At 63.6% G+C, this 12,514-nt stretch carries 13 protein-coding genes; 6 read left to right on the top strand and 7 right to left on the bottom strand.

Annotated elements, in window-relative coordinates:
* Window positions 1-91: 91 nt before the first annotated feature.
* On the top strand, window positions 92-604 hold the full coding sequence (locus AMS69_RS07145) for a hypothetical protein (protein ID WP_053967386.1): 513 nt from the start codon (window positions 92-94) through the stop codon (window positions 602-604).
* Between the two features lie 59 nt (window positions 605-663).
* Here AMS69_RS07145 and AMS69_RS07140 read toward each other — a convergent pair whose 3' ends face one another.
* The 7 genes from AMS69_RS07140 to AMS69_RS07110 are packed head-to-tail and all read right to left on the bottom strand — an operon-like array spanning window position 664 to window position 7,572.
* Window positions 664-1,197 (bottom strand): DUF7261 family protein, encoded by a 534-nt coding sequence (locus AMS69_RS07140; protein ID WP_053967385.1) that lies wholly within the window; start codon window positions 1,195-1,197, stop codon window positions 664-666.
* Entirely contained in the window at window positions 1,194-1,598 is a 405-nt protein-coding gene (locus AMS69_RS07135) for a DUF7262 family protein (protein WP_053967384.1), read from the bottom strand. Before AMS69_RS07135 ends, AMS69_RS07140 begins: the two co-directional genes overlap by 4 nt.
* Window positions 1,591-2,295 (bottom strand): DUF7263 family protein, encoded by a 705-nt coding sequence (locus AMS69_RS07130; protein WP_053967383.1) that lies wholly within the window; start codon window positions 2,293-2,295, stop codon window positions 1,591-1,593. Before AMS69_RS07130 ends, AMS69_RS07135 begins: the two co-directional genes overlap by 8 nt.
* Entirely contained in the window at window positions 2,292-2,738 is a 447-nt protein-coding gene (locus AMS69_RS07125) for a DUF7266 family protein (protein ID WP_053967382.1), read from the bottom strand. The genes AMS69_RS07130 and AMS69_RS07125 overlap by 4 nt, the downstream gene beginning before the upstream one ends.
* On the bottom strand, window positions 2,731-3,456 hold the full coding sequence (locus AMS69_RS07120) for a DUF7289 family protein (protein WP_053967381.1): 726 nt from the start codon (window positions 3,454-3,456) through the stop codon (window positions 2,731-2,733). Before AMS69_RS07120 ends, AMS69_RS07125 begins: the two co-directional genes overlap by 8 nt.
* Window positions 3,453-5,345 carry a type II secretion system F family protein gene (locus AMS69_RS07115; RefSeq protein ID WP_053967380.1) on the bottom strand — a complete coding sequence of 631 codons (1,893 nt, stop codon included), beginning with the start codon at window positions 5,343-5,345 and terminating at the stop codon, window positions 3,453-3,455. The genes AMS69_RS07120 and AMS69_RS07115 overlap by 4 nt, the downstream gene beginning before the upstream one ends.
* Window positions 5,335-7,572 (bottom strand): type II/IV secretion system ATPase subunit, encoded by a 2,238-nt coding sequence (locus AMS69_RS07110; RefSeq protein WP_053967379.1) that lies wholly within the window; start codon window positions 7,570-7,572, stop codon window positions 5,335-5,337. The genes AMS69_RS07115 and AMS69_RS07110 overlap by 11 nt, the downstream gene beginning before the upstream one ends.
* A gap of 379 nt (window positions 7,573-7,951) precedes the next feature.
* Between AMS69_RS07110 and AMS69_RS07105 the strand changes: the two genes are divergently transcribed.
* From AMS69_RS07105 to AMS69_RS07085, 5 genes are all read left to right on the top strand, one after another.
* Window positions 7,952-8,473: a hypothetical protein gene (locus AMS69_RS07105; RefSeq protein ID WP_053967850.1), complete on the top strand. Its 522-nt coding sequence runs from the start codon at window positions 7,952-7,954 to the stop codon at window positions 8,471-8,473.
* An 86-nt stretch (window positions 8,474-8,559) separates the two neighbouring features.
* On the top strand, window positions 8,560-9,237 hold the full coding sequence (locus AMS69_RS07100; RefSeq protein WP_053967378.1) for a helix-turn-helix domain-containing protein: 678 nt from the start codon (window positions 8,560-8,562) through the stop codon (window positions 9,235-9,237).
* Window positions 9,238-9,333: 96 nt separating this feature from the next.
* Entirely contained in the window at window positions 9,334-10,110 is a 777-nt protein-coding gene (locus AMS69_RS07095) for an SDR family oxidoreductase (RefSeq protein ID WP_053967377.1), read from the top strand.
* 238 nt (window positions 10,111-10,348) lie between these two features.
* On the top strand, window positions 10,349-11,572 hold the full coding sequence (locus AMS69_RS07090) for an FAD-dependent oxidoreductase (protein ID WP_053967376.1): 1,224 nt from the start codon (window positions 10,349-10,351) through the stop codon (window positions 11,570-11,572).
* Window positions 11,573-11,658: 86 nt separating this feature from the next.
* A complete protein-coding gene (locus AMS69_RS07085) occupies window positions 11,659-12,510 on the top strand; it encodes a translation initiation factor eIF-2B (RefSeq protein ID WP_053967375.1) in 852 nt (283 codons plus the stop codon).
* Window positions 12,511-12,514: the final 4 nt, after the last annotated feature.

Here is a 12,514-nt window from a genome sequence, read left to right as displayed (position 1 = left end):
GTCGCCCGGGACCAGAGCCGTGTTTGCCAAAGCCGAGAACCCGTCTCCGGCTATCAGAAGGGTTACACCGCGGGGCCCGTGCTAGTCGATAATGGAATTTGAGTCCACACGCCGCCGATTCATGGAACTCGCCGGAGCGAGCGCGACAGTGTCACTCGCCGGCTGTAACGCGCTTCAGGGTGGCGACAGCGACGGAACGGCCACGGAGACAGGGTCACAACGCCAGAGTGCGGACGCGGACTCCGCGACCGTGACTGTCGTGGTCGAACCGGACCAGACGCAGTTGCAGGAACGACAGCAGGAGATTCAGTCTGCACTCCAGGCGGGGAATCTCACACGAAGCGAGGCACAGGCGGAATACCGCACCGCACAGGAGAACCTCGCCGAAGACGCTATCAATTCCTTCGAAGAGCGCGCGACAGCAGACTTCGGTCTCACTGTGGCCGATTCCGTTTCGCAGGCGGGCGCGCTGCTGGTCACTGGCCCGCCGGCTGGTCTCATCAATACCCTCTCAGTGGACAGCGTCACCGGCATCCTCTCGCAGGCGACGTTCGAACGGATTCGGTCGCAGGTTCGAACTGAAACGCCGGGCGCGACGGAGTAAGGCACACGCCACTGGCCGTCTACCGCCTCGTGCCGAGAGACGATGTTTGATTTGCAGTCTCACCGCGAGGACCGACCACTGGTTTCCAGAACCACGGTGACGGTGGTTTCGCCACGTTCGGTTGTTGTCGTCACATCGAAGCTGACGGCGAGAACATGCGTGCGACCCACGCGGTCCTGCGCGACGACGCCGCGGTCGGCGGCACAGTCCCCGAACTGGCGGGCCGGTCCCGACGGACAGTTTTCGTCTTTCCACTGCCGTGCGGCAGTACCGTTGTAAGTTATATTGTAATGGACACCGGCCTCGATGCGGGATGTCTGGAGTCGGTCAAGCCGAGGTCCCAGTCCAGTTCGAACGGCCGTCACCGCCGACTCGTTCGCGGTCCAGGCGTATTGGCTCGGGAGGGGCGCGCTCTCGGTTGCCACGGCTCGCTCAAGGACTCGAAGCGCGTCAGCAGACGGGTCGTTATCGTAGTCGGCCGTCGCACGAACGTCGTCGTGATAGCCCAGTTGGAGCGAGGCGAGCACGATTGGGACCAGCGCTACAGCGATGACCGTGGCCGCAACGAGTACGAGCTGTCCACGCCGGGTCATGCGTACCACACGATGATTCGAACACTTCCGTGTCCCGTTGGCACAGTTGCAGTCCCAGTGCTGACGCCCTGTGGCGTCGGTGTTCCGACCGTCCCGTGCGGCGTTTCGACCCGGAAAAGAACGTTGTCGGGCAGGATGCGTGCGACCCGGTTCGAAAGCGCGCTCCGTTCGCGGTCGAACGCCGTCGGACTCGACACGATCTCCTGCAGTCGTGTCGCACCGCCATGTCGCGGCGGGTCGGTAGCGAGGAGGGCCGCCGTGTCCGAGGCGTACGCATCAAGTTGCGGTCCCTGTCGGTCCGGCGCTGGCGTCCCCAGAGCAAACCCGAGTGCGACGCCGAGAATTAGCACTGTCCCGAGAGCAACTTCCACGAGCGACAGCGGCAGTTGGGCTCTAGGCATCGACGGTCACCACCAGGGTTTCTTTCGTCGACCGCGGGGCGTCGTACTCTACAGTCACGTTGCCGGGTTCGAGGCGGCCGGCGCGCTGGAAGCGCAGTTCCGTCGTCTCGTAGGGCACCAGCGAGACCTCGTAGCTGCCGTTCAACCCACTCCGGTTGTGCAGGACGACCCGGTCGTTAGCGCGGACCGTCCAGACGGTCGTGCCCGCCGGCGGGTCGACAGTTACTGTGGCCTGTGCGCTCCGGCGAGGGAGCGTCACCGCATCGGTCGTCGCCAGGTCGGGTGAGAGTGTCCGTGGTTCCCGAGACTCGACCACGACGAGACGGGTGATTCGTGTCCCGCTGTAAACTGTACCACTGCGTGCGATTTCCTCGTCAGCCAACTCGACGCTGACCGCGTACTCACTGGCCGGCGGTGCGCTCCGCTCCAGCGCCGCACGGTCGAAACTATCTACCAGGGATTGATTGAGGACATTGCTCCGGGCGGCCAGCGGTCCATCCGCCGCGACGAGCCGGTCAGCAGTCGCGGCAGCGACCCGTCGCTCGTCGGGGGTCCTATCCGCACCGGTAATCGCGGTATCGGCCATTGCGACGCCCATGCCAGTGACAACGGTCAGGAGCACGAGCGCGACACCAAGCGCTGGGAGCGATGTCTGGGCGCGCATGGTGTCGTCAGAACGATGGTTCGACACGGTCATCGCTCCGCCTCCAGTGTCACTGTCACGTTCCCCTGTGTTCCGGAGACAACGACCACAGTCGGACTGCCCGCCTGCCATTCACCTTCGAAGGTATCGACTCTGTCGGGCAACACCGGCTGTGCTCGGCTACCGATGTCGGGGTGAGGATGGTCGAGGACGAGAGCATCCCCATCGGTCCGAATACTGTATCCTGCCCCATCGATAGTCTCCGGGAGCGATACCCGAACAGTCGCCGAGACGGCCCGAGCATCCGGCGGAATAGCCTGCTCGACGCGGGCCGTCGCTTCGGCGAGCGTTCGGTCGCCGAGTTCCGCCCCGACGGCGGATTGATACGCCGGGACAGTGCCGCCGTACAGTGTGGTCGTCACTAATCCGATGTACAGCAGCACAATCCCCATGCTCAGTAGTTTCTCGACGACCGTGCTGAGCGCGCGGTTATCCATGGCCCACCTCCGTCCGCATATCGTGGCGGACAAGATACAGCGTCCGGCGGCCCGGAAACGTCGCCACGACGCTCTGGACGCCATCACCGTCAATGTCCCTGACTCGCGTGGTTGCACCGACACGCTGGAAATAGTCGGTGAACGGCCGTGGCGTCGTCGTCTCGATAGCCACGCTGTAGTTGTCAGCCGGGAGTTGTTCGCGTTCGTGGCTGACGTTTTGGCGGATGCTCGCGGACACACCGCCGGTTCCAGACACTGTGCCGCCGCTGGCGTTGACAATCGGTGCGCCGACGATGACCGCTGTGTCGTCCCGTGTCGCCGTTACCGGCGGGTCCGTTTCGAGCCACGCGTTCCCCGCGGTCCCGCGGACGACACTCCCGGCGAGAAAACGGACACGGTCGTCGCCGGAATCGTAGATCACTGCGTCGATGGGGACCGTTCGCTGGACGCCAGAGTCGTTGCGGACTCGGAGCTCTCGTTCGACTGTGGTCAGCCGCCCGTCAGTAAACCGAACACGGGCCGTCTGGTGGCCTGTCTGCTCCACTGGTCGGAACGTCGTCTCGAACGTGTTAGCGACGCGGGCCTCGTTGGCGGTTGCAGTGTGGCCATCGACGACAGTCCCGACGACGGCCGTCAACCCACCGAGCGCGACAACGGTCAGCCCCAGCAGCAACACCACGCCGACAACGTGTGACTGGGCGTCGGTATCGCGTTTCAAATCAGACCAGCCCCCGCGAAGACGACATATGCGACGAGTACCAGCCCCGAGGAGTGCAACAGCGCTTCGTAGGCGCCGCGGCTCGCCGTGCCGGCGAACCAACCACAGGCCAGCATCGTCGCCTGCGTGACGACGTAGAATCGGTGTTGCTCCCGGACGGGTTTGATCGCGCTTGGGTCGAAGGCGATGTTCGCACCGCCAGAGACCGACGACAGTTGTGCGAAGCTATCGAGGACGTAGACGTTGACAGCGACGGTAATGCCGATGACGAGCAACGCCGTCGTCCAACCGACCGCAACGTAGACGAGCAGGGCTGACCGGATGGATTTCCGCAGATGGTAGAGTTGCCCTATCTCTGTCTGGAGCGTCTCGAACACATCCTCCGCATCGCTTCCCGTATCCAGCGCGCCGACGACCAGCCCGATGGTCTGTTCGGCCATCGGCGTCCCGACGCGGCCGACGAACTGGTCGAGTGCCGCGGCCCGCCTGTCAGCCGCGGCGTCGCCGGGACTGTCACCGAGCGAAAGCGTGAACGCGAGCGACTGGACATCGCTGGCGAGCGCACCGAGTTCCACGTCGTCGGCGACACGTCGGACCGCCTCTGGAAACGGGCGGCCCAGCGCGACGTGGCCGGCGACGGCGTGAACGAAGTCCTGTATCTCCCGGTCTTTCGCGTCATCCGCTCTGGCCCGGCGGACCGTTACCAAACCGACGGGGACGCCGACGGTGGTATACGAAAGAAGCGCGACGTTGACCGGACGGTAGCCCAGTGACCAGAGGCCCGCCGCAACGACCACACCCAACGGCATGCAGGCGAGGAGTGCACTTGCAGGGTTTGAGGGAATCGACGTGAGTATTGCGACGGGGCCATCCGGCAGGCCATAGCTCGGGGCGGCCGTGTTCCGCGGGCGGAGCGTCGCAACGACGAACGCCGCCAGCAACCCGGCGGCCATCACGAACGCCGCGCTCCCGTAGACGACGATCGCGCGAACGGTCGTTTCGCCCAGTGGCGTCGCAACAGGCTCGGAGAGGCCGGGCGCGAGAATTCCCATGACAGTAACGATGAGTACAACGAGCGCGGGTAACACCAGCAACACGACAAACAACTCCGCGAGCAGTTCGAGATAGCCAGTCGCCCGCTCGTGTTGTCGGCTCTGCTCGTGCGAGAGCAAGCGCCCCTCCATCTCCAGATATCCCTCAAGCGCCTCGGCGCTCTGATTCGCGTGTTCGCGGAACTTGAGCAGAAACGGGGCCAGCAGGTCTCGTGAAGGTGTCTCGCTGGCGACTCGCTCAATACCGGTGTCGAGACTACCGGTGAGGATGCCTTGGTTAAGCGCGCGTCGGAAGGCGACCGCCGTCTCACCGTAGGCGTCCTGTTCGGCAACGGCGCGGAGCATCTCGCGCCGGTCGTGGGTACCGGAAGCGAGAACTCTGAGGTAGCGGACGGCGCCGGGGAGCGTCGCTGCGATGTCCGCACGCCGCGCGCTTGCGACCCACGAGAGATACCGGTTGCCGGCGACGAACACGCCCCGTTTGAGCGTGAGTCCAGCGACCGTTCCGAGAATAGTGGCCACGAGAAGCCGAGGGACTTCTGGTAGCGCCAGCCGATTGATGATCGGAAGACTCTGCTGGAGCACCGCGACGAACGAGTCGAAGGTCGCCGGGGGCACGAGCATCGCTATCGTGGCAGTTCCGATAACACCGACACAGAGCGCTATCCACGAGAGTCCGTACACTCTGGCGACGTAGACGCCGAAGCCGGCGCTTGGATAGGCGGCCCGGTAGCGGTCGCGCGTGCTTGCGTGGCGGTCGTCCTCGGCGTGGTGGGCGAACAGGGCGTACAGGCCCCGGTCGAGCAAGCCGAGTGTCCCGCCTCCCTCAGTCGTCACCCGTACCGACCTCCAGGTGCGAATTGTCGGGGGTGCCAGTCTGTCGCCGCAGTCGCTCGACGGTAGCTGCCTCGTTCGTCTCTAGGTCGGCTAGCACGCTGAACAGGTCGTCAAAATCAGTCAGACCCTCCTGAACGAGGTACTGGACATACCGGTGGCGACGGTGAAACGCGTCCTCGACAGCTGAGACCGGTTCGTCACGGAGGTCCGAGAGTCGGTCGAAGATGCCAGTGTCGACCTGCCGCCGGTCATCGCCGAACTGCGGATGGTCGTAGGCGAATTCGAAGGTCCCGTCGGGCCGCCGCCGGCAGACGCTGTTCCAGTGGATTGTCGTCCCGTCCTTGTGTATCGTCCCACTCCGGTTGTTCCCACCTTCGACGACAGACGGGTCGTCAGCGAACTCGACCACGTCGCCGACGTAGCGCTCCCCATCGACGTGCCGAGGGAACACGATGAGGTCAATCTCTTTGAGCAGGTAGGTCGGCACGCCTTTCTCGATAACGCGGTTGACCAGCGACTCGATGTCATCGGCGTGTGTCGTCCCGATAACGCCGTGGCCTGTGTTGAGCGTTTCAGCGAAGGTTTCGAACGATGCGGCTGTGTTGATCTCTGCAATGACCTCGACATCTGGGTTCAGATAATTGCACTGTGTCATCAGATCGGCCATCGTCACGCGACGGTGGTCCCGCTCGTGGTCCCGAGTAGTGAGCGAAACACCCGTCTCGTGGGGAATTCGGACTTCGCGTGACCCTTCGTCGATACTGATTGGGCGATCCCGATACGGGATGAACGGCATATGGGCGTTCATAAGGGTCGTTTTGCCGGCTCCGGTTGGTCCCGAAAAGAGGACGACGCCGTGGGATTCATACAGGAGCCACAGCAGCGCGACCAGTTCCGTCGGCAGCGAATCACGCTGGACCAGATCGACCGGTGTCATCGCATCGCTCGACTGTTTCCGAATAGAGATGTGGGGCCCGCCTTCGCTGATAGTCGGTAGAGCAACGGCACAGCGGATGGTGTCGTCAGCGTCGTGGAGCCCGTCGCCGTCGGGGTCGATATTGACTTTCGCGCTCGGGTTCGAGGCGTTGAGTTCGACGCCGTCGTCGGCGGCCAGTTGCGTGACAACGTTGACGAATGCGGCCTCTGAATCGAAAGCGAGATTGGTCGGTACGCGGCCGTCGTGACCGAGGTCAGCGCGCGGGAGGACCTTCACGCGTTCGTCGACCCGGTTCGCCTCAATGTCTTCGAGCGTGTGGTCCCGAATCGGGACAGTGAGCTTCCCGTAGCCGACTAGATCCCGAAGTACGTAGTACAGCAGGTCATCGAGGCGGTCGTCAGCGAACCGGTGGTCAACCGGCGGTACAGCCAGATCGAGTTCGGCCAGTGCCGACCGGAGCCGGTAGCGGGCAGCGTCAACCCATTCAGTCGTGTTGCGGACGGTTAGCTGCCGAGCCAGGAGCGAACGAGCGCGCTCCCGGACAAACGCAACACGATTTTCGACAACGCCGTCGACGCCGGTTTCCCAGACGCGCTCCTTGCATACCTCGATGAGTTGTTCGTCGCCGGGGAGCAGGTCCGGCTCTCGAACCGCGTACTTCGTCGTGAACGGGTCCGCGCCGAGGAGATGCTCGCGATAGACGACGACCGGTATCTCGAACCCGTGGAATCGGACAGTGTGGCGCTCGACACGCTCGCTCGCGAACCGGTTGAGATACGCCGGGTCCGGTCCGAGGTCGGTCTCGGCCGGGGCGTAATCATCGGTGTGGACGACGACACCGTCGTCAGTCACGTCGGCGACATCAATGCGGGAATCAAGCGCGTACGGAGTCAGGTCGTCGAAACACGCCAGCGACGAGAGTGCGTGATACTCGATTCGGCGACGACTCGCCGGGGACGCGTCGATCAAGCGGTCGATGACCCGGCGGTGTTTCGCATCGAACCCCCCGTTCATTCGCTCTACTGCCCCTTCACGCGTCCGTGGCCGCTCGATGTTCGCACCTGCGAAGTGCCCCTCGACAGTCGACAGTGCGTCAGCTTCTGACGCTGAGAGCACGGGATCACGGACGTCGTACCGGAACCCATTTTGCTCTCGTCGAACGGTCACGACGACGCCCGGATACACCTCGTCTTGCTCACGAACGTCCGGCGCGTACCAGGCGTCTGCGGCATCCGGTGGCGTCGGTGCGGGAACCTCCGGTGCGGTCTCCGCGGCAGCCTGTGCAGTCATACGCAGTTTTAGCCCAGCTATTGTACTTAAAGTTGTAGACTTAGTTTTGCGGAATTTAATTAAAATATAATGACTGGTAGAGATAATATGGATGGAGAACAGGTCCGATGGGAGTGGTTTCTCAACACTACATAATCCCAACAGAGTAGGGTCGGTTGATAATATCGAATAATCGTCAATTTTGGGCGATGGACGTGGTCTCGCAGGCGTGCTGTCGCTTGGAATGCGTATTTTCGGGATATGCACCAGAATTATCATAACCGTGCCCGCGGTTCAGTTCATTTGGATGAAACAAACGCAGCCGACAACGAACGATGCTGGGACAGCGTCGACAACCGCCACACGACGACGGATCCTCAAGGGTGCACTTGGTGCAGGAGTGACCGCAGCAGCGGTGCCGAGCCTGAGCGGTGTCGCGACAGCCCATTTCCCGGTCGAGATTGCAATCGAGATTCAGCCCGAGAACGCGGAGAACTTCATTGACCTGTCGGACCACGAAACCGTCACCGTCGTAGTCAAGCAGTCGGAGGTTATCAACAGCGATGGAGACAGCGAGACGTTCGATCCCACTGACCGACCCGTTCGCTATCGGTTCGGCTCGCGTCTCGCACTGGAAGACGGCGAGGGTGCTCGACCCGTCGACGATGGCGAAATTAGGGAAGCAGAGAACGATTCGGCGGACGACCACTCGTCGCTCGTTCTCACGTTCCCGGTCGATGAGATGGGGCTCGACGGTGGAGAGGAGACAGCATGGCTGTACTGGGAGCGGGACGACTCCGGGCATCACGGCTACGCCGGCTTCGATTCCGTGCGGGTATACCGCGGATACGCCAGGGGCAGCGGCCTGATCGAACAGCTACAGCAGTTGCTGGAAGGTGAGACGGGGTCCAGTTCTGACTGAGCGTCTGTGAACCCGGAGCAGTGCTGGCAGCGCGTGCCTGTACTCGCGATGCTGGCGACTATATGCGTCGACTCCGATGAGACGCTATGGCTATCGTTGCTGAAATCCTCCTCGCGGACGAGACGCTGCCGCTAGTCGGCGTGGCGGACTCGGTTCCGAGCGGCGAACTCTCGATTTCGAACGCCGTCGGCCTCGAAGACGGAAAGCTGCTGCTTACCGTTAGCGTCGACGCTGACTCCCGCGACGCGTTTGAACGAGAACTGGACGCCCAGTCACAGATCACTGATGCAGCGGAGATCGGACAGACGGCTGACGGCTGGTTCTACAAGGTCGTCGTCAACAACGCGTCGAGTCTCATCGCGTCACACGACCCGGAGGAGTTCGAAGGGGTTGCGATGGACGCGACGGTCACTGGTGAGGGGATACGGGAACAGAAGGTGTTCTCCGACTACGACGCGTTCAGTGCGCTACAGGACCGGTGTGCGGTCAACGACATCCCGCTCGAACTGCTGAACATCGCCTCAGACCCAGAGAACCCCGGCGAACGCGACCAGTTTGGGCTCACGGACAGGCAGTATCGGGCGATATCCGTCGCCCTCTCTGCAGGGTATTACGACTCACCGCGTCGGTGTTCGACGGCGGAGCTCGCCGACAGGCTCGATGTGTCGGCCGCCGCGGCGTCCGACCTCCTGCGTCGAGCCGAAAAACAGCTCATCAGTTCGACGGTCGGCCCCGATCAGTTCCGGAACGCACTCGCGCAGTAGCCGCCACCCTGTTCGACCGCACCGCCCCTGTTGCTATATAAACGGGCTTATCAGTAAGCGAAGCACGCTCGTGGCCGTCGCACCTACGGAACAGCGATGACAGACAACGCTGAGACAGACGACGACCAGAACACACAGCGACTTGCAGGCGACGTTGCGATTGTCACCGGCGCGTCATCGGGAATCGGTGAGGCCACTGCCGAAGCGCTCGCTGATGCGGGCGCGAGCGTCGTACTCGCGGCTCGCCGCGCTGACGAACTGGAAGCTCTCGCGGCTCGAATCGAGTCATCTGGTGGGGAGGCGCTTGTTGTACCGACGGACGTTACCGAGGAGGACGACATCGACGCGCTGGTCGAGGCGACGACCGACGAGTACGGTCGCATCGACATCCTCGTCAACAACGCCGGTGTGATGCTGCTCGAACCGCTGGAACGGGCGGACCGGTCGAACCTCAGGCAGATGGTCGAGGTGAACCTGCTCGGGCTGATGAACCTCACCCACGCGGTACTCCCGGTCATGCAAGAGCAGGAAAGCGGCCACATCGTCAACGTCTCCTCCGTCGCGGGACGCCGAGCCTCGGCCGATTCGAGCGGCTACAACGCGACGAAGTTCGGGGTGAACGCGTTCACTGAGGCCGTCCGGCAGGAAGTGACGACCCAGGGCATCCGGACGACGGTTATTGAACCGGGTGCCGTTGATACGGAACTCGCGACGCACGTCCCGGACGAGCAGGTGCTGGAGCGGTTCGCGGAGATGGACCTCCCGATGCTCCATCCCGACGATATCGCTCGCGGCATCGTGTACGCGACGAGTCAGCCCGCCCGCGTGGACGTGAACGAACTCCTGATCAGGCCGACCGGACAGGATATCTGAGACGACCACTGCAGTTGTCGGACGATGTAGCGACGGTCGGCTCGGAATGCCGGCTCTGCTGTAGTTGACACACGCAGTACTGGCCGCCGAAACCGGCTGTTAGGTGCTAACTGGCCGCACTGTCACATCGTGTTCGTCGCCGTCGTTTGCGAGTCTTCCCCCGTCGCTGAAACGGACGTACAGTCGCCAAAACGCCCGTCACCGGAGGAACCTTACGTCGGCCGCCCTAACCGAACACATGGCAACTGAGACGGATGTCCTCGTCGTCGGTGGTGGCGCGACCGGCGCTGGCGTCGCTCGTGACCTCGCACTCCGTGGCGTCGACGTGACGCTCGTCGAACGCGACGGGCTGACAAGCGGTACCTCCGGGCGCTCGCACGGACTGTTGCACAGCGGCGCCCGCTACGCCGAGGCGGACCGGGTCGGTGCCGAGGAGTGTATCGCCGAAAACCGGATACTGAAGGACATCGCCGGGGCCTGCATCCGTGACACCGGCGGGTTGTTCGTCCAGCTCGCCGCAGACGACCCCGACTACTTCGACGCCAAGCGGGCGGCCTGTGCGGAAATCGGCATCCCCGTCGAGACGCTGGACGCCGATGCGGCCCGCGAGCGGGTCCCCGACCTCGCGTCCGACATTGAGCGCGCGTTCGAAGTCCCGGACGCCGTCATCTATCCGTCGCGGCTCGTCGCCGCGAACGCCGCAGACGCCCGCAATCACGGCGCGACGATACACCCACACGCGCCCGTCGAAGACGTACTCGTCGAGGACGGGCAAGTGGTCGGCGTGCAGGTCGGCGGAACAGTCGGGGACACTATCGAGACCGACCACGTCGTCAATGCAACGGGGGCCTGGGCTGGTGAGTTCGCCGCGATGGCCGGCCTCGACGTCGAGATGCAACCGACGCGGGGCGTGATGGTCTCCGTCGCATACGACGACCTCGGGCCGGTGCTCAACCGCTGTCGGGACCCCGACGACGGCGACATTGTCGTGCCACACGAGAACGAGGCTGTCCTCGGAACGACGAGCGTGCCCGTCCGGGACCCGGACGAGTACGAGACAGAACAGTGGGAAATCGAGGAGAGTATTGCGGAGTGTGCGGCGATGCTGCCCCCGGTCGTGGACGCCCCCGAAGTCCGGACCTGGTGGGGCGTCAGGCCGCTGTACGCGCCCGATGAGGACGAACGCGGCGGCCGCGGCATCTCACGTGGGTTCTTTCTGCTCGATCACACCGACGACGGCGTCGGCAACATGGCGAGTATCGTCGGCGGCAAACTGACCACCTACCGGCAGATGGCCGAGGCGACGGCCGACCTCGTCTGTGACGCCCTCGGCGTCGACGCTGCCTGTCGGACTGCGGACCAGACGCTCCCGAGCGTCGACGATCCGGAGCAACTGGACGCGCTCGTGGCCGAGTTCGACGGTCAGGGCCCGACTGACGAAGACGTGGTCGGGTCGGCGTAACCGTCGGTCAGTGCCCTGATTCAAACCGGAAGCGAGGGCTGTCGGCTGACTGTACCGTTATAAGGATGGCAGCCGCACATGCTCTCATGATAAACGAGACCGTGCGGCAGATCGAGGAGATGGAAACACAGAGCTCCTCGATTGCCGCCGTGAAAGCCGCCAACGCGCTCCGGGAACTCACAGACCGCGAGTGCCACACGGTCGAGGACTTTCTCCGGGTAGTCGAACGCAACAGCAGCGCGCTCCAGCGGGCGAACCGCTCGCATGCGCCGCTGTACACGACACAGCAACGCATCGTGACAGATCTGAAAGACGCCGACCTCGACTCCGTCTCGGAGGCCAAAGAACGGTTGCTCGATACAATCGAGGCGGTCGTCACGGAAATCGAGACCAGCAAGGACCGCGCGGCAGAGCGGGCGGCGACGCTCATCGACGACGGCGATGTGCTGGTGACACACGAAAACTCCTCGACGGTGATGGCGACGCTCAAGACGGCGCTGGACGACGGCAAGGAGTTCCACCTGTACGCGGGCGAGTCCCGGCCGCACTTCCTGGGCCGTCGAACCGCCCGTCAACTGGCCGACCGGGACGGGGCCGACGTGACGCTTATCGTCGACGGTGCGGCGGGCCACTACCTCTCGGAGGCCGACCGCGTCTTCGTCGGCATGAACTGCCTCATCGACGACGTGGTGTACAACCGTATCGGGACGTTGCCGCTGGCCGCGACGGCCAACGAACTGGACGTTCCCGTGACCGTCGTCGGAACCTCCTCGAAGTTCATCGGTAGCGGCTTCACCTTCCGGAACACGTTCCGGCAGGGGTCGGACGTGATGCTCGAACCGCCGGAGGGGTTCGACATCGGCAATCCGGGCTACGACGCGACGCCGACCCGCCTGCTTGATACGGTCGTCACAGAGGACGGCATTCTGCAGTTCTAAGGGT

This window comes from Haloarcula rubripromontorii, from assembly GCF_001280425.1.
GTDB lineage: Archaea > Halobacteriota > Halobacteria > Halobacteriales > Haloarculaceae > Haloarcula > Haloarcula rubripromontorii.
The sequence above is the reverse complement of the archived record's forward strand: the minus strand, read 5'-3'. Positions and strand labels throughout refer to the sequence as shown.